Origin of the sequence: Streptomyces sp. NPDC058401 (assembly GCF_042722885.1) — a bacterium.
Taxonomy (GTDB): Bacteria; Actinomycetota; Actinomycetes; order Streptomycetales; family Streptomycetaceae; genus Streptomyces.
Genome location: NZ_JBHXKA010000005.1, coordinates 90,105 through 110,254, shown reverse-complemented (window position 1 = coordinate 110,254; position 20,150 = coordinate 90,105). Strand labels below are relative to the sequence as shown.

General features: G+C 73.3%; 16 protein-coding genes. 6 read left to right on the top strand and 10 right to left on the bottom strand.

Translation table 11 applies throughout. From position 1 onward, the window contains the following. Positions 1-32: 32 nt before the first annotated feature. The 3 genes from ACFWNV_RS03340 to ACFWNV_RS03330 all read right to left on the bottom strand — a co-directional run bounded on the left by ACFWNV_RS03340 (position 33) and on the right by ACFWNV_RS03330 (position 4,593). Entirely contained in the window at positions 33-2,231 is a 2,199-nt protein-coding gene (locus ACFWNV_RS03340) for an FUSC family protein (protein ID WP_383939768.1), read from the bottom strand. Positions 2,232-2,329: 98 nt separating this feature from the next. Next, positions 2,330-3,850, bottom strand: a complete 1,521-nt coding sequence (locus ACFWNV_RS03335) for a peptide MFS transporter (protein WP_383939765.1) — start codon at positions 3,848-3,850, stop codon at positions 2,330-2,332. A gap of 80 nt (positions 3,851-3,930) precedes the next feature. Further along, complete coding sequence (locus ACFWNV_RS03330; RefSeq protein ID WP_383939762.1) at positions 3,931-4,593, bottom strand: deoxynucleoside kinase; 663 nt, start codon at positions 4,591-4,593, stop codon at positions 3,931-3,933. Positions 4,594-4,974: 381 nt separating this feature from the next. Between ACFWNV_RS03330 and ACFWNV_RS03325 the strand changes: the two genes are divergently transcribed. Continuing rightward, a complete protein-coding gene (locus ACFWNV_RS03325; RefSeq protein WP_383939760.1) occupies positions 4,975-6,426 on the top strand; it encodes an amidase in 1,452 nt (483 codons plus the stop codon). Between the two features lie 65 nt (positions 6,427-6,491). Here the strand turns inward: ACFWNV_RS03325 and ACFWNV_RS03320 are convergent, their stop codons facing one another. The 3 genes from ACFWNV_RS03320 to ACFWNV_RS03310 all read right to left on the bottom strand — a co-directional run bounded on the left by ACFWNV_RS03320 (position 6,492) and on the right by ACFWNV_RS03310 (position 10,249). Beyond that, positions 6,492-8,474, bottom strand: a complete 1,983-nt coding sequence (locus ACFWNV_RS03320) for a DUF2264 domain-containing protein (RefSeq protein ID WP_383939757.1) — start codon at positions 8,472-8,474, stop codon at positions 6,492-6,494. Between the two features lie 118 nt (positions 8,475-8,592). Then, on the bottom strand, positions 8,593-9,324 hold the full coding sequence (locus ACFWNV_RS03315; protein WP_383939754.1) for a hypothetical protein: 732 nt from the start codon (positions 9,322-9,324) through the stop codon (positions 8,593-8,595). Between the two features lie 262 nt (positions 9,325-9,586). After that, complete coding sequence (locus ACFWNV_RS03310; protein WP_383939846.1) at positions 9,587-10,249, bottom strand: TetR/AcrR family transcriptional regulator; 663 nt, start codon at positions 10,247-10,249, stop codon at positions 9,587-9,589. 135 nt (positions 10,250-10,384) lie between these two features. On the opposite strand from ACFWNV_RS03310, the gene ACFWNV_RS03305 reads away from it, so the two are divergent. Next, positions 10,385-11,419, top strand: coding sequence for an aldo/keto reductase (locus tag ACFWNV_RS03305; protein ID WP_383939751.1), 1,035 nt, complete (start codon positions 10,385-10,387; stop codon positions 11,417-11,419). 22 nt (positions 11,420-11,441) lie between these two features. Here ACFWNV_RS03305 and ACFWNV_RS03300 read toward each other — a convergent pair whose 3' ends face one another. Then, on the bottom strand, positions 11,442-12,074 hold the full coding sequence (locus ACFWNV_RS03300) for a TetR/AcrR family transcriptional regulator (protein ID WP_383939748.1): 633 nt from the start codon (positions 12,072-12,074) through the stop codon (positions 11,442-11,444). Continuing rightward, positions 12,071-13,123 carry a redoxin domain-containing protein gene (locus ACFWNV_RS03295; protein WP_383939745.1) on the bottom strand — a complete coding sequence of 351 codons (1,053 nt, stop codon included), beginning with the start codon at positions 13,121-13,123 and terminating at the stop codon, positions 12,071-12,073. The genes ACFWNV_RS03300 and ACFWNV_RS03295 overlap by 4 nt, the downstream gene beginning before the upstream one ends. 125 nt (positions 13,124-13,248) lie before the next feature. Between ACFWNV_RS03295 and ACFWNV_RS03290 the strand changes: the two genes are divergently transcribed. Both ACFWNV_RS03290 and ACFWNV_RS03285 read left to right on the top strand, forming a co-directional pair. Beyond that, entirely contained in the window at positions 13,249-14,151 is a 903-nt protein-coding gene (locus ACFWNV_RS03290; RefSeq protein ID WP_383939742.1) for an NAD-dependent protein deacetylase, read from the top strand. 89 nt (positions 14,152-14,240) lie between these two features. Continuing rightward, positions 14,241-14,780, top strand: a complete 540-nt coding sequence (locus ACFWNV_RS03285; RefSeq protein WP_383939739.1) for an EF-hand domain-containing protein — start codon at positions 14,241-14,243, stop codon at positions 14,778-14,780. A 51-nt stretch (positions 14,781-14,831) separates the two neighbouring features. Here ACFWNV_RS03285 and ACFWNV_RS03280 read toward each other — a convergent pair whose 3' ends face one another. Continuing rightward, positions 14,832-15,893 carry an oxygenase MpaB family protein gene (locus tag ACFWNV_RS03280; RefSeq protein WP_383939736.1) on the bottom strand — a complete coding sequence of 354 codons (1,062 nt, stop codon included), beginning with the start codon at positions 15,891-15,893 and terminating at the stop codon, positions 14,832-14,834. A gap of 98 nt (positions 15,894-15,991) precedes the next feature. Here ACFWNV_RS03280 and ACFWNV_RS03275 point away from each other — a divergent pair, with 98 nt between their 5' ends. Continuing rightward, the gene (locus ACFWNV_RS03275) at positions 15,992-16,636 is read left to right on the top strand and encodes a TetR/AcrR family transcriptional regulator (protein ID WP_383939733.1); all 645 of its coding nucleotides are present in this window, start codon (positions 15,992-15,994) and stop codon (positions 16,634-16,636) included. 313 nt (positions 16,637-16,949) lie between these two features. Beyond that, the gene (locus ACFWNV_RS03270) at positions 16,950-18,317 is read left to right on the top strand and encodes an MFS transporter (RefSeq protein WP_383939730.1); all 1,368 of its coding nucleotides are present in this window, start codon (positions 16,950-16,952) and stop codon (positions 18,315-18,317) included. 40 nt (positions 18,318-18,357) lie between these two features. Here ACFWNV_RS03270 and ACFWNV_RS03265 read toward each other — a convergent pair whose 3' ends face one another. After that, on the bottom strand, positions 18,358-20,016 hold the full coding sequence (locus ACFWNV_RS03265; RefSeq protein ID WP_383939727.1) for a glycoside hydrolase family 13 protein: 1,659 nt from the start codon (positions 20,014-20,016) through the stop codon (positions 18,358-18,360). Positions 20,017-20,150: the final 134 nt, after the last annotated feature.

Here is a 20,150-nt window from a genome sequence, read left to right as displayed (position 1 = left end):
CGGCGTCGTAGAGGGGGGTTGGGTGAGGGTCCTCAGGCCGGCGCCTCCGCGCGGGGGCCCGCGCTGGTGGTGGTCATGGGGGGTGAGGCGACCTCCAGGGCGGTGGAGAGGTCGTCCAGGGCGGTGAGGAGGAGGGTTCCGGCGCGGTGCAGCATGCGGTCGGCCTCGTCCCCGGGGTCCTCGGCGTTCCAGGCGTCGAGGGCGGTGCGGACCGGTTCCCAGGTGGGGAAGCGGTGGTCCCGTACCCCGCGGTCCGCGTCCTCGGCCGACTGCTGCAATGCGGTGGCCAGGGTGGCCGCCGAGGGGCGGCGGGGGCTGCCGGGGGCGGGCAGGTGGGCTTCCAGGAGCATGGTGACGTGGGCGAATTCGGCGAGGGCCTGTTCGGCTCCGGCCTCCGCGGTGCGGGAGAGGCCGCGTTGTCGTACGGGTTCCTTTTCGGCCATGGCCACGGCGCTCCGCCAGGCGAGGATCGAGACGCGGGCGGACAGGACGGCTTCGCGGGTCTCGCGGGCGCTCTGCCCGGTGGGGTCGGCGTAGTGGCGCACGACGGTGGCGGCGTAGCCGAGGTCCGCCTTGATCCAGTCGGCCAGGCGGGTGCGGAGCCTGGGGGTCTCCCATGCGGGGTAGACGGCGTAGGCGAGCATGGCCAGGGCGCCGCCGATGAGGGTCAGGACGAGGCGTGCGGGCACCGACTGGTCGAGGCCTACGCCGGCCATGGCGAGGGTGAAGACGGTGTACGCGGAGGCGGCCGCCTGGACGGGCGCGTAGCCGGTGTACATGAACAGCAGGATCAGGCCGCCGCAGATCACGGAGAGGGTCCCGGAGGCCAGGGGCGCGGGGTGGGCGAACTGCACGACGGCGCCGGCGATGACCAGGCCCACGAGGGTGCCGCCGAGTCGGGCCGCGGCCCGGCTGTAGGTGTGGGAGAAGCCCGGGCGCAGGATCAGGATGGCGACCAGCGGGACCCAGTAGCCGTGGCCGAAGGGCAGGGCGCGGCCGATGAGGTCGCCCACCACGACGACGACCGTGGCGCGGACCGCGTGCCGGAACACCGGGGAGTCGTGGTGCAGTTGTCCGCGGACGGTCCGGACCGCGCTCTTGGCCTCGGCGCGCAGGGGCGGGCGGACGAGCGTGCCCCCGTCGTCGGGGCGGCTGTCCTCGCCGGCCGGGCCGCCGGCATTGCCGCCGACCGGGCGGCGGTCGTCGCTGCGGGCCGGGCGGCGGTCGTCACTGCGGGCCGCCTCGGCCACGTCGCGCAGCAGGGCGCGCAGCCGGGCGGCCGACTGCTCGGCCGCGCCGACGAGCACGGGACCGTCCTGGGGGACCTCGATGGCGGCGAGGGCCCGGGGCGGGAGTTCCGCGGGCCGGCCGCGGCGGATCGCGTCGGCCGCCGTGTCCAGGATCTCCGCTGCTGCGGCGAGCAGTTCGTGGGCCCGGGCGCGGGCGGGGCCGTCCTGGGCGCCGCCGGTGACGGCGGGGTCGGCGGGGTCGGCGGGGTCGGCGAGCGACGCGAGGACCGGGCGCATCCGCTCGGCCAGGCCCCGGGCGCCGTGCAGCTGTGCCGGGCGGCGGCGCATCTGGCGGGGGCTGAGCGAGGCCGCTTCCCTGGCCTGGGCGAAGGGGCCCGGGGTGAACGGGGCGGCGGGGTCCTCGCAGAGCCGGCGGGCGTAGCCGGCCTCGGCTGCCAGGGCGTCGGCGAGCGCGTCGCGGTGCCGCCCCCAGCGGCGGATGGGGAAGAGCACCACCAGGGCCGCCTGCACGAGTCCGCCCGCGGTCATCAGCGCGGCCTGCCCGAGCGACTGCGTGACGGTGGCCGGCAGGGTGACGGTCACCAGCATCACGGCGGCGTTGGTGGTGCCGAGGCTGCCCGCGTTGGCGCCCAGCGACCAGGCCATGCCTCCCAGGAAGGTCCACAGGGCGGCCAGGAGGAGGAAGAGCGGGAGGTAGCCGCCGGTGAGGTAGCTCAGGAAGCTCGTGACGCCGAGGGTCAGGGCGGAGACCACTGGGAGCACGGGGTCGGGCCGCCAGCTGCGCTGGAACACCGCGATCCCGCCCAGCAGGGCGCCGTAGGCGGCTCCCGCGGCCGCGGTGCCGCCGAACAGCCACAGCGCAACGGATCCCGAGAGTGCCAGGCCCGCCGTCGCGCGCAGGGTGACCAGTGGTTCGAGTCTGGTCCGCTCGATCCGCAGGCCGGCGCGGGCGGTGTCCTTCAGTGTGCTCGTCCAGCCCATGGGGCGAGAACATGTCGCAAACATGCCGCTACCTCCGCGAAACTCCCCCGCGTGGAATGGCGTCCGCGCCACGTCGGTACGCAGCTCCGTACGCAGCCTCAGGTGGTGGCCGGCACCGCGGCCTGCGCCGCCACCGGCGCCGCGGCCGGGATCTCGCCGGGCCGGTGCTCGCCGATCAGGGAGCGCAGCCACTTCGAGCGGACCAGCATGGCCAGGCCCGCGAGGATCAGCAGGGCGCCCTGCCAGGTGAAGTTGGCGGACTGTCCGAGGACGTGGTCCAGGCGCGGGAGCTGGCCGCCGATGCCGTCGCCGGTCGCGGCCGCCAGGAACCAGATGCCGATCATCCGGTTGGTGAAGGCCCGCGGCGACAGGACCATGGTCATCACCACGCCCACCAGGCTCAGGCAGAGCTCGCCGACGACCTGGAGGAAGTAGACGCCGATCAGCCAGCCGAGCGAGACCTTGGCGCCGCCGGCGGCGAACGAGGAGGCGAGGGCCATGACGAGGAAGGAGAGGCCCACCAGGGCAAGCGCCGCGGCGAACCTGACGGGGGTGGAGAACCTGCGGCCTCCGCGCACCCAGAACAGCGCGAACAGCGGCGCCAGCGCGATCCCGAACACCGAGGCGATGGACTGGGTCCAGCTCGGCGGCATCGCCGCCCAGCCGAAGAGGTTCAGGTCGACCTTCTGTGCGGCGAAGAGGTTCAGCGCGCTGCCCGCCTGGTCGTAGATCATCCAGAAGAGCGCGGCGGCCGCGAAGAACCAGATGTACGCCTTCAGCCGGATCCGCTCCTCCGGCGTGATGGCGGGGCTGCGATACATGTGGGCCAGGTAGCCGACCGGGACGACGACTCCGGTGACCGTGAGCGCGTACGTGCCCGTGTCGAGGTCGAGGAGTCCGGTGTCCGCGGCGAGCAGGACGAGCGCCGCGAGGACGACTGCCGCGATGCCGGCGGCGCGCAGCAGGTTGCGGCGTTCGCGCCGGGTGAGGGGGACGGCGCGCGGCTCCTCGTAGGTTTCGGCCATCCGCTGCCCGCCCCGGACGAACTGCGCGAGACCGAAGGCCATCCCGATCGCGGCGGCGGCGAAGCCGAGGTGCCAGTCGATCTGCTCGCCGAGGTAGCCGACGATCAGCGGGGCCACCAGGGCGCCGAAGCTGATCCCCATGTAGGAGAGGGAGTAGCCCGCGGCCCGCCGGTCGCCGTCGCCCTTGGCGTAGAGGAAGCCCACCATCGCGGTGATGTTGGTCTTGAGCAGGCCCGTGCCGAGGGTGATCAGGAGCAGCCCGGGCCAGATGCCGGCGTTGCCGGGTACGGACAGGCAGAGGTGGCCCGCCATGATCACAAGGCCGCCCCAGAGCACGGCCCGCCGGGCCCCCAGGAAGCGGTCGGCGACCCAGCCGCCGGGCAGCGCGAGCAGGCCGATCGCCGCCATGTAGACCCCTTCGACCGCCATCGAGCGGTTCGGGTCGAAGCCCATGCCCCCGGCCGCTTTCGAGGCCGCGAAGAAGTGCACGAGGATGGCGACCATCCCGTAGAAGCTGAACCGCTCCCACATCTCCGTCAGGGCGAGCGTCGCCAGGCCGCGGGGATGGTCCCGGAGCGGTGCCGGGGAAGGCACCGCCGGTCCCCTCTCGCCACATCGCCATGTCGATTTGCCCGTATTTGGCGGAATCGGGGGCGAATCGTGACATCCGGTCGTCAGCCCCGGAGTCGGCCCGCCACCAGGGCTTCCCTGACCTCGCGCGCCACGCGGGCCGCGTCCTCGGGGTTGTTCACCACGTCCGTGCGGCTCATGTCGATCACGAGGACCTCGCTGGCCGAGTAGTGCTTGTTGACCCAGTCGTCGTAGCCGGACCACAGCGTCCGGTAGTACTCGACGAGGCCCTCGTCCTGCTCGAAATCGCGACCCCGCAGCCCGATGCGGTGCAGCACCGTCTCGAAGTCCGCCTTGAGGTAGACCATGAGATCGGGCGCCTTGCGGTACGGCAGGCCGTCGATCTCGCGCATCATCTCGCCCAGCAGACCCTCGTACACCCGCATCTCGAGGGAGCTGATCCGGCCCAGGTCGTGATTGACCTTGGCGAAGTACCAGTCCTCGTAGATGGACCGGTCCAGGACGTTGTCGCCCTGCTTGTACGCCTCCTTGATCGCGGCGAAGCGCGTCTGGAGGAAGTACAGCTGGAGGAGGAAGGGGTAGCGCTTCGCCTCGATCTCCTCGGGGCTCGCCGTGTAGAAGAGCGGGAGGATCGGATTGTCTTCCACGCTCTCGTAGAAGACTTCGCTGCCCAGCTCCTTGGCGAGCAGCTCGGCCACGCTCGTCTTGCCGATTCCGATCATGCCTCCGACGCAGATCACTGGCATTCCTCACTTCTCCCTGGGGGTCTTCTGTTCGCGGGCGCGTGGGCCGGGCGCCCCCACCCCACTGAGACGCGTTTCGGCGGTCGCTCGATTCCCCATGACCTTCGGGATCCCCGGACCTCGGATCCCGGATCTTCCGATCCCGGAACCCGGATCTTCATGATCAGCGTCATGCGGTCCCCGTCCGGGCCTGGGCCCGGACGCAGGACGCCCTCCTCGACGGGCCTGACCGGCCGTTCCGTAGGTGCCGCGGACAGCGACGAGCCACCGCCCCGCGGCCGCCATGAAGCATAAATGATGTTCGGCCGGAGAAGTCCTCGCGTGTTACTTGGCGGTAGGCAATGATGGCGGGCGACCATCCACACGGCGGAGGCTGAGGCAGCGGTGACGACTTTCGACGAACCGACCATCGTGCACACGTTCCGGGACGACGCCCTGGGAGAGCACGACGCCGTCGGTCTCGCCGCGGCGATCCGGCGGGGCGCGGTCTCCCCCGCCGAGGCCGCCCGGGACGCCCGGGAAAGGGTGCGGTCGGTCGACGCACGGCTGGGTGCGGTCCAGGTGCACGCCGACGGCACGGGGCCCGCGGCCGGCCAGGGGCCCGCGGACGGAACGGTGCAAGCGGCCGGAACGGGCGGTGCCTTCTCCGGGGTTCCGACCTTCGTCAAGGACAACACCGACTACCAGGGCCTGCCGACGGGGCACGGCAGCGCCGCCTTCCGGCCGAGGGCCGCCAAACAGCACGCGCCGTTCACCCGGCAGCTCCTGAGCAGCGGTGTCACGGTCCTGGGCAAGACCCGGCTGCCCGAGTTCGGCTTCAGCCCGACCACCGAGTACGACGGCGCGGAGCCGGTGCGCAACCCGTGGCACACGGACTACTCGGCGGGCGGCTCCTCGGGCGGCAGCGCGGCACTGGTCGCTGCCGGCGCGGTACCGATCGCACACGCCAACGACGGCGGCGGCTCGATCCGCATACCCGCGGCCTGCTGCGGACTCGTCGGCCTGAAGCCGAGCCGCGGACGGGTCGTGGCGAGCGCACTGGGCCGCCAACTGCCCCTCGACATCATCTCCGACGGGGTCGTGAGCCGTTCCGTACGGGACGCCGCAGCGTTCCTCGCCGCTGCGGAAACGTATCAGCGGAGTCCCGGACTGCCGCCCGTCGGCCTGGTCGAAGGACCCTCGGCGCGACGGCTGCGCATCGGGTTCCTCCTGGACTCGCCGAACGGCGTGCACGCCGACGCCTCCACCCGGACGGCGGTCACGGAGACCGTGGCGACGCTCGAACGGCTCGGACACACCGTGGCGCCGGTGGAGCTGGACATGGATCCGAGCTTCACCGACGACTTCCTCACCTACTGGGGGATGATGTCCTTCCTCCTCGGCGTCACGGGCCGCACCCTCGGCGCCGACTTCGACCGGCGCCGCATGGACGGCCTCAGCCAGGGACTGCGCGAGGAGTACCTGCGCAACTGGCGGCGCACTCCCGGCGTGCTGCGGCGGCTGAAGCGCACGAAGGAGGCCTACGCGGCATCCTTCCGCGGGCTCGACCTCGTGATGTCGCCGGTGCTCGCCCACACCACGCCGCCGATCGGCCACCTCAGCCCGACCGTTCCCTATGCGAAGCTGATGGAGCGGATCCTCGCGTACGTGGCGTTCACGCCGGTCGACAACGTCGTCGGCACTCCCTCGATCTCGGTGCCCTCCGCGAGCGCGACGCCGGACGGGCTGCCCGTCGGTGTCATGTTCGCCGCGCGCCCCGGCGCCGAGCGCAAGCTGCTGGAGATCGCCTTCGAGCTGGAGGCGGACCGGCCCTTCCGGCGCATCCAGGACCAGTAGCACCGGCACACCCGTACCCCGGTACCCCGGTACGAGGAGGGGAGCGGGGGCGGGGCTCGCGGTCGCTACCCGGCGGCGGGCGGCAGGTGCTCCACGCGCAGGGGCTCGAAGGTGATGCGGGTCCGTGCCCCGTCCTGCGCCCATCGCACCTCGATGGATCCCGGCCCCGCCGTCACCTCGGTGACCGCTTCGGTGACCGGCCCGGTGACCGTCTCGGGGACTGCTTCGGTGACCGCCTCGCTCACCGGCGCCGAACCGGGCTCGCCGGTGAGCGCGGCCAGCGCCGCGTACAGGCCCGTGCCCCCGGTCCCGGCCGTCAGGCGGGGCACGGTCGCCCACCGCGTGAAGGCGGTACCGGCCGGCGCCCTCGCCTCGTCCCGCACCTCCCAGCCGTGCACCGGGTGGAGCTCCGAGTGCAGGGGCTCCTCGGGACCCGTGGCCCAGCCGGTCTGTTCCACGCGGGCTCCGTACGGGGCTCCGCAGACCCGGTGCACGCGCAGTTCGTACCGGCCGCGGACGAAGGTGACGCTCTCCACGCGCAGGCCGGGGACGTGGGGCGCGCCGCCCGGGAAGACCGGCCGGTGCCAGGACGCGGCCCAGCCCCACCCGTTGCCCTGACCGCTGCCCAGCGGGTGGATGCGCCGCCGGACGCTGCGGGCGCCCGCCAGGACCAGGGCGAGGTGGTTGTCCGCGGGGTTGGCGCTCCCGGTGGGGCCGCTGCGGGTGGAGTAGGCCTGGCGGGAGTAGAGCGGGTCCTCGTCGCGGGCCTCTTCCGGCTGGTCCGGCCCGACGTGGTCGCTCCCGTGGTTGTGCAGTCGTACGATCCCGTCGGCGCGGGTGGTCTGGATCAGCAGGCCGGGCGCAGGCAGGGCGAGCACCTGGTCGGGCCCCTCGCTGGGCGCCGGCTGCTCCGTCGCCGTCCACAGGGGGTGCGTCGCCGGGGCGAGCAGGCAGACGAAGGCCTTGGAGGCCCAGTACGGCGAGGCCGGGCCGGAATAGCGTTGCAGGGTGGCCCCGTGCGGGCCGTGCCAGCCGAGGCCCAGCAGGCCGTCGGTGCCGACTGCGCCCCGGTCGAGGAAGTAGCGCAGCGATCCGCTGATCAGGCGCCGCGAGGTACCCGGGGTGAGCGGGGTGTGGCCGGTGACCGCGCCGAGGCCGACGGCGGACGCGGCGGCGAAGCGGTAGGTGAGGGAGCGCCCGAAGTGGATCGGCGCCCCGTCCGCCCCGAAGAGGAGGGAGAAGCCGTCCAGGTGCTCCCGCAGGCGGTCGCCGTGCGGGGCCGGATGGTCGGGGTGGCCGGCGTGGTGGGGCTGGCCGGAGTGGTCCGGCCCGGCGGAGAGGTGGGCGTCGAGCACCGGATAGAGGTGCAGCGCCCAGCCGTTGTAGTGGTCGAAGGCCCGGCCGTCGCCGTCGGCGTACCAGCCCTGGCCCGCGTACCAGCCCTCCAGAAGGTCGAGCGCCCGGCTGCGGGCCCTGGCCGTCTCGGCGTCGCCGCGGCCCACGGATTCCAGGAATCCGGCCACGGTGTACGGGAAGAGGTACCAGTTGTTGGGGCTGGGCACATGGCACAGGGCGCCGCGCAGCCACTCCTCGGCGCGGTCCTGCACCCCGCCGTCGAGGCGGTCCCACAGCCACGGCCGGGTCAGCCGGAGCCCGAGGGCCACCGACGCCGACTCGACCATCGGCTGGCCGCCCGCGTGGACGTCGCGGATGACCGGCCAGGACTCCGCGTCGTCGCGGCCCGGCGTCGCGGTGCCCGCCGCCAGCCCCTCCCCGTACCGCTCCAGCCAGCCGTCCGGGTCCGCTCCCCCGGCCCCGGACACCCGGAACGCCGCGGCGAGGAAGGTCCGTGCGTAGCCTTCGAGTCCGTCGGAGCGCACGCCCGAGGCGGACGGCCGTCCCGGCAGGTCGAGCAGGGCCCCGCGCGGCGTGGCCCACCGCCAGGCGGCGCGCAGCAGCCCGTCGGCCACCACCTCCCAGTGCGCGCGGGTGTAGCCGGTGTACGGGCTCAACTCGCGGTCTTCGGCGGGCAGTCCGGGAAGGTCCATGCGGGGATCTTGATCGACCGGCCACACCGGGTCAAGGGAGCGGATCACGGTGGCCCCCCGGGCGGCGGCGGGCCGGAACTTCGGACCAGGTGTCAGGCCGCGGCGTCCCAGGCCGTCGTCAGCCCGCGGCGTCCCAGGCCGTCGTCAGCCCGTCCAGCCATGCGGGTGGCAGCTCCGCCGCGTCCCACTCCTCCCGCAGGGCCCGCGGCTCGGCGGTGAGCCGTTCGAGTACGGCGATGCTCGTGGCGGAGTGGACGAGCGAGAAGCGGCCGTGCACCGTGATGGCGCTGCCCGCCCCGAACGTCGCGAACAGCCGCCGCAGCCGGGCCCGGTGGTCCTCGGCGAACTCCGTCAGCCGACCGGCGTAGCGGGCCCGCTGCCTCGGGCTCATCGTGGCGAGGACGGCGGTGAGCACCTCCTCGGTGGCCTCCGGGTCCAGTTCCGAGACCTCGGTGAACGCCAGGTACAGGGGCGTGAGGGCGACCTGCGTCCGCTCGACCTCCATGCGCCTGGCCCGCGGGCGCTGTCCGGCCGCGTCCTGTTCCCCCTCCGGGCTGACCACCCGGACCAGGGTCCGCTCGGTGACGGCGCCCAGCTCCGCCAGCAGGTTCCCGGCTCCGTCCAGCCATCCCGACTCGTACGGCTCGCCCTTGTCCCCCGGCGCGCTCAGGTCCCGGCCGCTCAGTTCCTCGTGCGCGAGCGCCAGCGCGCCCGCCTCCAGCAGACCGATCAGTTCGCCCGCGTCATCGGCGGGGACCCCTGCGCGCGCGAGGAGTTGCAGGAGCGTCGTCCTCGCGTTGTCGACACTGATCTCGTCCGGCCACTGCCGTCCCTCGTCGGCCCCGCTCATCAGATCCTCTCCGTTCTCGGCCACCGCACCGCCCAGCACTTCATTGTGACCGGGCGTTGTCGGGGAGGCCGGACCCAGCGGCCCCCGGTTCGTCCCCGCAGCCGCAGGAACCGGCTTCCTGAGCTGGGACTCTATGCGGCGGCGCGCGGTTGTCGAGCACTTTCCCCGCATCCGGCAATCTACCCATAACCTGCGCCCGGGCCGCGGCGGGCGCTCCTGCACGCGCACCCTCCCAGACGCCGCTCGCCTCCCATGCCCCTGCCTATGCCTCCCGTACGTACGCCCCGGCTCGGGCGGCCGCCGCCGCCGCGGCCGCCGAGCGGTCGGCCGCGGCGTCGTCGAGCGGGAGGGGCGTGGTCAGGAGGCGGTAGTAGAGGGGGGCGGACACCGCGCGGATCACCTCGTGCGGGTCGGTACCGCCGGGTACCTCTCCGCGGGCCTCGGCCTCCCGGACGCAGTCGGCCCACTCCTCGACGCGCACGGCGTAGAAGCCGTGCAGGGCTTCCGCCGCCTTCGGGTCGCAGGTGGCGGCCGCGATCACGGCCTTGAACAGGGCCCCTTGCCGGGGGTCGGCCAGGGTGCGGCACACCAGCCTGGCGTTGGCCGTCAGGTCTCCGAGGAGCGAACCCGTCCGCGCCCGCGGGACGGACTGCTGCGCCATGTCCAGCAGCACGTCGGCCATGAGGCCGGCGACGGTGCCCCAGCGGCGGTAGACGGTGGTCTTCCCGACGTCGGCGCGCCGCGCGACGTCGGCGAGGTCCAGGTGTGCGAAACCCCGCTCGGCCAGGACGTCCTCGGCGGCCCGGAGCACCGCCTCCCGTACCCGCGCCGTACGCCCTCCGGGGCGCGCGCTCCCCGGCCCGGCTCCCGGGTCGGCCCCCGGGTCGGCTCCCGGCCCGGCCCCCGGGTCGGCTGATCCGGGCATGCCGTCCGGCCCTGCTGCGGCGAACTCCATAACGGGACTCCAGTTCCATTAAGCCTCGGGACTTGGTACGCTCGGGCCATCTTAACGGAACCACAGCCCCATTAGGTGGAGCTGCGGGTGATGAGGGGATGCGTCATGGAGTACAGGCGGCTGGGTACGTCCGGGCTTCTGGTACCGGAACTGAGCTTCGGGGCGGGCACCTTCGGCGGCCAGGGACCGCTGTTCGGCGCCTGGGGCGACACCGGCGTGCAGCAGGCGCGGCGCCTCGTGGACATCTGCATCGACGCCGGGATCACCCTGTTCGACACCGCCGACGTCTACTCCGCGGGCGCCTCGGAGGAGGTCCTCGGAGCCGCCCTCAAGGGGCGCCGGGACCAGGTGCTCATCTCCACCAAGGCCGGTCTGCCCATGGGCGACGGACCCGGCGACGCGGGGACCTCCCGGTCCCGCCTGATCACCTCCGTGGACGACGCGCTGCGCCGCCTGGGCACCGACCACATCGACCTTTTCCAGCTGCACGCCTTCGACGCCGGCACCCCCGTCGAGGAAGTGCTGTCCACCCTGGACGACCTGGTCCGGGCGGGAAAGATCCGCTACACCGGCATCTCCAACTTCTCCGGATGGCAGGCGATGAAGTCCCTCGCCGCGGCCGACCGGCACGGCCGCCCGCGCTACGTCGCCCACCAGGTGCACTACTCCCTCGTGGGCCGCGACTACGAGTGGGAGCTCATGCCCCTCGGAGCCGACCAGGGGCTGGGCGCGATCGTCTGGAGTCCGCTCGGCTGGGGCCGGCTCACCGGCAGGATCCGCCGCGGTCAGCCGCTGCCCGCCGGAAGCAGGCTGCACGACACCGCCGACTACGGCCCGCCCGTGGAGGAGGAGTACCTCTACCGCGTGGTCGACGCCCTGGACGAGGTCGCCGGGGAGACGGGCCGGGCCGTACCCCAGATCGCCCTGCGGTGGCTGCTCCAGCGGCCGACCGTGTCCTCCGTCATCATCGGCGCCCGCAACGAGGAGCAGCTGCGCCAGAACCTCGGCGCCGTGGGCTGGACGCTCACCCCCGAGCAGATGGCGAAGCTCGACGCGGCGAGCAGCCGGACGGCCCCCTACCCCTATTTCCCGTACCACCGGCAGGAGGGCTTCGCCCGCCTCAATCCTCCGATGGTCTGACGTACGCCCTGCGGGCCGGCCTTCAGCCGAGCCTCGGCTCCCCCGGCGCCTGGAGGAACGCGGCCACCGCGGCCCTGGTGAGCGCCTGGTAGCGGCGCTCCGCGGTCTCGGCCGTGAAGTGGCCCGCGAGTTCCAGGGTGATGCAGCCGTGGGCGGCCGCCCAGATGATGTCGGTGACCTCCTCGACGTCGGCGTCCGGGCGGAAGACCCCGGCCGCCACGCAGCCCCGTACGGCCTCGCGGAGGACTTCCAGGCTGGCGGCGGCCACCGCGCGGGCCTCGGGGGTGGGGATGAAACCGGGGATGAGGCCGGCGAACATGACCTGGTAGAGGTTGCGTTCGGTCAGGGCGTTCGTGCGGTAGGCGCGGCCCAGGTCGGCCAGGTGGGTGGGCGGGTCCGCGGACGGCGGGACGGCCTCCAGGCTGCGGCGCAGGCGGGCGAAGCCCTCCTGGTACAGGGCCTCGGCGATGCCGTCCTTCGCACCGAAGTGGCGGTAGAGGACCGTGGTCGAACAGCCGGCCGCCGTCGCGATGCGGCGCATGGTCAGTGCGGCCGCTCCCTCGGCGGCGAGGAGCTGAGCGGCCAGGTCGAGGAGGGCGGTGCGCAGCGCGTCCTGGCCCTGGGCCTGGGTGCGGGCGAAGAGGTCGCCGGTCATGCCTGCTGCCAGTCGCCGAGGGGGCGGTAGATCGGGATGCCCGCTTCGGTGAGCGCGGTGCGCTTGGCGAAGTACTCGTCGCCCATCGGGTCCACTCCGCGCAGGGGCATGGTGCCGCGCCAGATGGTCAGGTCCTCCGGCGCGAGCTCCTCGGCCCGGGCGAAGTGCGCTTCGGCTTCCGCCGTGCGGCCGCTCCGGTGGAGCCACAGGGCCAGGGCCGCTTCCGTACGGGCCGACTGCTGGGTGGCCGTGGCGCGGCGGGTGTGCCGGGTGACGTCCTCGTCGGACAGGCCGCTGTCGCCGGTGAGGACCCAGCGGTCGAGTGCGGCCAGCGCCGCGCCGGAGTCCAGGCCCGACAGTTCGCGGAACAGGTCCGTCGCGAACTGGGTGTCGTGGGGACGGGCCACCTTCCCTTCTTCGTCGATCCACAGCACGGTCGGGACGTTCAGGACGTCGTAGAGGTCGGCCACGATGCCGTCGGTGTCGATGAGTGCGGGGTGGGTGACCGCGGCCTCGGCGATCCACGGCGCGGCGTCGGCGGCGCGGCGGTCCACGGCGACGCTGAGGACGCTGAAGCCGTGCTCGGCGAGTGCGGCGTGGCGGCGCTCCCATTCGGGGAGGTCGTAGCGGCAGCCGCACCACGAGCCCCAGAAGACCAGGGCGACCTTGCGGCCGCGCAGCTCGCTCAGCGAGTGGGGCACGCCGTCGGCGTCGGGGAGGGTGAAGTCGGGGGCGGTGGCGCCGGCGAGGGCCTGCGAGCGTTCCTGCGCGGAGACTCCGAGGGCGATCACCCCGCTGTCGGCCGCCACCGGGCGGTCGAGGAGTCCGGCGAAGGCCACCGGGTCGAGCAGACCCTGGTGTTCGGCCCGGGCGGCGGCGGAGGAGGGCACGCACAGGTCGCCGCGGCACCATCCGTGCGGTTTGCGGACCCAGCCGAGGGCCGCTTCTGCCGCCTCGGGGGTCAGGAGGACCCGGCCCGCCGGGTCCGTCCGGGCGGCCACGACGGTTTCCCTGCCGTCGTCCAGGATCGTGACGTGCGTGCTGTCCATGAGAACCCCCGCTGCACTCGTGGAGAAAACTTCGTGATGAGAAAATAACACTGTTATTCACAGGATGGCAAGGTCTTGGACCGGCGACCCGTGCCGATGTCCGGGCGCTTCCGTACGCTGGCGGCATGCGTACGCGCCCCACTCTGAGCTGGACCCCGACCGCGGACCTGCCGCCCGGCACCACGGACCCCGGGCCGGTCGCCGAAGCGCTGCGGGCCGGCGGGGTAGTGGTGCTCAGCGGGGCCGGGATGTCCACGGAGTCGGGCATCCCCGATTACCGGGGCGAGCGCGGCAGCCTGCGCCGGCACACCCCCATGACCTACCAGGAGTTCACCGCCAGCGCCCGGGCCAGGCGCCGGTACTGGGCGCGCGGCCACCTCGGCTGGCGCACGTTCGGGCACGCCGCACCCAACGCCGGCCACCGGGCCGTCGCGGCCTTCGGGCGGGCCGGGATGCTCGCGGGGGTGATCACCCAGAACGTCGACGGACTGCACCAGGCGGCCGGCAGCGAAGGGGTGGTGGAGCTCCACGGGAGCCTGAACCGGGTCGTCTGCCTCTCCTGCGGAGCCCTCGGCTCCCGCCGGGAACTGGCCCTGCGGCTGGAGGAGGCCAACGCGGGCTTCGAGCCGACGCCCGTGGCGCTGAACCCGGACGGTGACGCCGACCTCACCGACGAGCAGGTCGCGGACTTCCACCCGGTGCCCTGCGCGGTGTGCGGCGGCATCCTCAAACCGGATGTGGTGTTCTTCGGCGAGAGCGTCCCACCGCAGCGGGTCGGGCACTGCCGCGATCTGGTCGACGGGGCGGCCTCCCTGCTGGTCCTGGGTTCCTCGCTGACGGTGATGTCCGGGCTCCGGTTCGTCCGCCAGGCGGCGCAGGCCGGGAAGCCCGTGCTGATCGTCAACCGCGACCCGACCCGCGGCGACCGCCACGCCGTCACCCGGGTCGCGCTCCCCCTCGGAACGACCCTGACCGCCCTGGCCGACGGCCTGGGCGTCCCCCTCGACGAGCGGGCCGCACACCCCTGACGGGGGATCGTTCGCCCCTATGTGCCCGTGGAGGCGGGAGCGCGCCCCCGCCTAGAGTTACGCGCTGTCCGCTACCAGGGAGGCAGCTCATGGCCAGCGCGTTTCAGGAGCGAAAGCTCAGGGGGATGTTCACGGCGTTCGACGCCGACGGGGACGGCTACCTGCGCGAGGAGGACTTCACGGCCCTCGTGGACCGCTGGAGCCGGCTCCCCGGCGTGGGTCCTGGTACCGAACTGCGCGTACGGGTCGAGGCGCTGCTGATGGGCTGGTGGGCGGCGCTCCTCGAAGCGGGGGACGCGAACGGGGACGGCGCGGTCGACATGGGCGAGCTGCTCTCCCTCGTCGACAGGCTGCCCGCGATGGTCACGGAGGTCACCGCGACCGCCGACACCGTGTTCGCCGCGGTGGACTCCAACGGCGACGGCCGCATCTCGCCGGAGGAGCACCACCGGCTCGTCGAGACCTGGAACGGGCAGCCCGTGGACGTGACGGGCGTCTTCGAACTCCTCGACCTGAACGGCGACGGCCACCTCAGCCGCGAGGAATTCGCCCTGCTGTGGCGGCAGTTCTGGATGAGCGACGACCCGGAGGAACCGGGCAACTGGCTCTGCGGCCGCTTCGCCGAGTAGGGCCGACACGGTCGGGCGCAGCCGGGGAACCGGCCGCGCCCTGCCGTGCAGTCAGGCAAGGGGGCCCAGGACTTCCTGGGATTCGATGAGGCCCTGGTCGCTCGGGGGCTTTCCGTCGCCGAAGACGCGTGCCGCCTGGCGGGCCCTGAACTCGGCGTGCGCCTCGGCCGGCCTCACGTAGCCGTGCCGGATGCGGGCCTGCTCGGGGGTGAGGACCTCCTTGGTGCGGGGAGGGACGTTCAGTTTGACGGGCGCGACCACCTTCACCGTGGACGGGGAGAGCATCCCCAGGAGGAACAGTTCGACTCGGGGGCTGAGGTGGGCGAGCGCGAAGGACACCCGCATCACCGGGACGACGAGCGCGTCCAGCAGCCGCGACTGCCGGATCTGCGCCATCTCCCGCATCCAGCGCGGCATGGTGGCGATGGTGGCGATCCGCTGCGTCCTCGCGACGACCGTCCGGGCGGGCTTCATCCACCACGGTGTCGGCGGGAGGACCAGGTCGGTGTCGAGGAGGTGGCTCATGGCTTGGCGGGCGATCGGGCTGGCCTCCAGCTGCGGGCGCATGCGCGCGAAGTACGCCCGGACCCCCGCCCGGTCGCGCGGGACGTCCTCGGGCGAGCAGGTCTGGAACTCCGCGGCGAGGGCGCAGGACTCCCAGTACTCCTGCTCCTCCTCGGCGGTGAGCTTGCCCGGCCCGTACTTCTCGTAGGCGTAGAGGATCGAGTGCCAGCCGGTGAGCTGTATCCACAGCTGTGAGGCGGGGTCGTTGGCGTCGTAGGTGCCCTCTCCGTAGGGCAGGTGGCCGATGGCCTTCGAGTGGACCTTCACCAGGATGTCCGCCGCCTTGCACACCTGGTCCGAGCCGGCGAAGGCCACCATGGCGAAGTAGCGCAGGGTGCGGTCGTAGCGGGTGCGGGTGCGCTCGTAGATGCCCTGGGTGCCGTGGACCGCGGCCACCAGCGGCGGGTCGAGCTCCTCCACGACCACGGAGCGCTGGAAGCCCACCGTGGGCGCGGTCGGGTAGCTCCAGACCTTCCAGACCACGGATCCGGGACCGAAGAACCCGTAGTCCGCGTGCGGTTCGACCTCTGTGCCGTTCAGTCGGGCCATCTGGCCGCTCCCTCGTGTGCCTGGCAGCGGGTGCGTACCGCTCCCCCAATAAGACAGGACTGTCTTAAATTAAGACACGACTGTCGTAAGATGCCAAGGTGTCGACACCGACGTCTCCCACCGACAGGCCGCGCAGGCGGCGTCCCTACGCTCCGCGCGTCCCGATCGCCGAACGCCGCGAGCAACTGCTCGACGCGGCCCTCGCCGTGATCGTGAGCGACGGCTACGGCCGGGTGTCGATCGACGCGATCGCCAAACGGGCGCACGTCGCCCGCTCCGTGGTCTACGGGGCCTTCGACGGCCTCGACGACCTGCTGCTCACCCTCCTCGACCGGCAGCAGGAACGCGCCTTCACCCGCCTGCTCGCGAGCGTTCCCGACGTCCTGCGCACCCGCGACCCGGTCGACTTCGCCTGCGAGGCCGTGCGCAGCATGGCCGCCATGCTGCGCGAGGACCCGGACACCTGGCGCCTGATCCTGCTGACTCCGGCGGCCACTCCCCCGGCCGTCCACGCCCGCATCGAGGCCGACCGGGACCGGTTCCGGCGCAGGGTCGCCGCCTGGATCGCGTCCGCGCCGCCCGGCGCAGGGCCCGCACCGGACCCCGAGATCCTCGCCCACGCCCTGGTCGCCTCCGCGGAACACTTCGCGCGCCTCGCCCTGACCTCCGCCGACGCGATCGACGCCACCCGGCTCGCCGGCCAACTGCGGCTCCTGCTCGGCGGCATCTGGGCCACGCCGTAGGCACGCAGGACCGTAGGAGCAGAGGCGCATGAGCGCGGAGGTACGTGGCCATCGGGCACCCGGCGGCGCCACGCCCGGTCCTCCGGTCCACGGCGGACCGGACTTCACCGCCCATACTGGGCGGGCGCGGATCCTGGCCGCGCGATCCGCCCGAACGCCCCGGGACCAGGCCCGCAGCCCGCCCCACCCCGTGCGCCGGGGGTGCTAGACCCGTCGGGAGCAGGAGTCGACTCCGCAACTGCGTCCCTCACCTGAAGGCCCGCCTCCGCCCCGCAGGCGCTACGTCGTCGCGGCCGTGGGGTGCGCCGCGGGGATGGTCTCCCTGGACCAGACCGTCGTCGCGGTCGCCCTCGACCCGATGGCCCACAGCCTCGGGCTCACCACCTTCACGATGCACGGCGTTGTGCTCGTCTACGTCCTCGCGCTGGCGGCATTCGTACCGGTCGGAGGCATGCTGGCCCGCAGGTTCGGCCGGCTGACCACCTTCCGGGCCGGCACCGCCCTCTTCGCCGTCGCCTCGGGGCTCTGCGCCCTGGCCCCGCCGGGCGGCGCCGCCGAGCCGTACCTGGTCGCGGTACGGGCCGTGCAGGGCGTCGGCGGCGCGCTCATGATGCCGGTGGCCACGTCAGTGATCACGGACGTGTACGAGGAGGAGTCCCGCGGCCGGGCCCTGGCCGTCTACGCCGGTCTGGCGCAGCTCTTCCTCGTCCTCGGCCCGATCGTGGGCGCGGTCCTCACCCAACTCCTCGGCTGGCGCTCCGTCTTCCTCGTCAACCTGCCCGTCGGCGCCGCGTGCCTCTGGATGATCGCCCGGTCACGGCTGGGCAACCGCGCCGGCGGCGGCGCGCTGTCCGTGGTCCAGCCCCTCTTGGTGATCTTCTCCCTGGTGGTGCTCGTCCTCGGGCTCTACCAGTGCGGTGTCTGGGGCGTCACCGACGTGCGGACGCTGACCGCGCTCGCGATCGGCGGCGGGGCGATGCTCGTGGCGGTGCGGCTCATCCTGCGGTCCCGCCGGCCCCTCCTCGACCTGCGGCTCCTGGGCATCCGCCCGTACGCCGTGGCCGTGGCGCTCACCTTCCTGGTGCAGGGACCGCAGCTGATCGTGCTGGTGCACGGCACCGTGTACCTGCGCCAGGCCATGGGCCTCTCGCTGCTCGCCACCGGAACCTGCCTGCTCCCCCTGGTCGCGGCCTCGGCGGCGGGCACCTTCCTCTCCGGGTACCTGCTGGACCGCTACCGGTCGGTCCGGGTGCCCGTCCTGCTCGGCCTGACCGCCGCCACGCTCGGCGCGGCGGCCTGGACCGCCGCCCTGCCGTCCCTCGCGTACGCGTGGCAGGTCCCCGCGATGCTCCTCGCGGGGTTCGGGACGGGGCTTCCGGTGCCCGCTCTGAGCGCCGAACTCATGCGTGTGGTGCCCGCGGACAAGAGGCCGGACGCCTCCGTACTGCGCCAGAGCATCCGGCAACTGGGCGGAGCCGTCGGCCTGGCGGCGGCCGGGGCCTTCGCGCTGGCGGCCAACGCGGACGCCGCCGACGCCGCGGGCGTCATCACCGTCGCCGCGACCTCGGCGGCCTTCACGGTCGCGAGCTGCGTCCTGGCCGTCACCCTGCCGCTGGCGGCCGTCGCCCTGCCGCGCAGGCCTCGTACGGGCGGACGCAACCACGTCAGCCCGGCTCCCTGAGGCCAGCCCCCCTGAGCGCAGCTCCGTCAGTGCAGCTCCGTCAGCGCAGCCAGACCGCGGTGTCCCCGGGCAGGAGGCCGTCATCCACGGGGCCGCTGGCGATGAGGACTTCCGTGTGCTCCGGCAGCGGGACCGGGGCGCCCGAAAGGTTCACCAGGCAGCGTACGGAGGTCCCGGCCGCGGTGCGGGCGAAGGCGAGCACGCCCGGCCGGGCGGGGAGCCAGGCGAATCCCCCGTCGAGCAGGGCCGGCCGGGCGGAGCGCAGCGCGAGCGCCCGGCGGTAGAAGCCGAGCATCGAGTCCGGGTCCGCGCTCTGCTCGCGCACGCTCCGGCCGGCCCACTCGGCCGGCCGGGGCAGCCAGGACCGCGCGTCCGGCGCCTCGTCCCCCCACGGCAGGGGGACCCGGCAGCCGTCCCTGCCGAGGTCCTCGCCTCCGGTCTGGAAGAACGTCGGGTCCTGGCGCAGCGCCGGCGGGATGTCCTCGATCTCTTCGAGGCCCAGCTCGTCGCCCTGGTAGACGTAGACACAGCCGGGCAGGGCCATCGTCAGCAGGGCCGCGGCCCCGGCCCGGCGGCGCCCGAGCGGGAGGTCGGCGGGGACGCCGTGCACGCGGCGGCCGTCGAGCGCGTAGGAGGTGTCGGGGCGCCCGTAGCGGGTGACGTGGCGGGTGGTGTCGTGGTTCGAGAGGACCCAGGTGGCGGCGGCGCCGACGGGGGCGTGCGCGGCGAGGGTCTCCTCGATGACGGTGCGCAGCGCGGTCGCGTCCCAGGGGCTCTGGAGGAAGGGGAAGTTGAAGGCGGTGTGCAGTTCGTCGGGGCGCAGGTAGCGGGCGAAGCGCTCCGGGTCCGGGGTCCACACCTCGCCCACGAAGACGGGGTCGTGGTCGTATCCGTCGAGGACCTCGTGCCACGCGCGGTAGATGTCGTGGACGCGGTCCTGGTCGGCCCAGGGGCTGGGTCCGCTGTCGTGGTCGGGCAGCTCCGGGTCCTTGACCAGGTTGTCGGCGACGTCGATGCGGAAGCCGTCCACGCCCCGGTCGAGCCAGAACCGCAGGATCGACTCGAACTCCGCGTGGACCTCGGGATTCTCCCAGTTGAAGTCGGGCTGTTCGGGGGCGAACCGGTGCAGGTGCCACTCGCCGGGCGTGCCGTCCGCCTCGGTCACCCGCCGCCAGCCGGGGCCCCCGAAGACGGACTGCCAGTTGTTGGGCGGAAGTTCGCCGTGCTCGCCGCGGCCGGGGCGGAACCAGAAGCGTGCGCGCTCGGGCGAGCCGGGGCCGGCCGCGAGGGCCGCGCGGAACCAGGGGTGCTGGTCCGAGCAGTGGTTGGGGACGATGTCGACGATCACCCGGATGCCCGCGGCGTGCGCCTCGGACAGCAGCGCCTCCGCCTCCGCCAGGGTGCCGAACACCGGGTCGATGTACCGGTAGTCGGAGATGTCGTACCCGCCGTCCGCCATCGGGGACGGGTACCAGGGGCTGATCCACACCGCGTCCACACCGAGCCGCCGCAGGTACGGGAGGCGCGCGCGGATCCCCGCCAGGTCGCCGATCCCGTCGCCGTTGCCGTCCGCGAAGCTGCGCGGATAGATCTGGTAGATCGCGGCACTCCGCCACCAGGCGGAGGCTGCCGGGGAAGGGGGTTCGGTGGGTTCGGTAGCCGCGGGGAGTGCCTCGGTACGGGCCTCGGGGGTCTGCATGCGGCGAATCTAGAGAGCGCTTTCTACGACGTCAACGGGTGCGCCGGAAACTCATGATCGCCATCGGGGCTCGGGCACAGGATCGGGCTTGGGCTCGGGCTCGGGCACAGGATCGGGCTTGGGATCGGGATCGG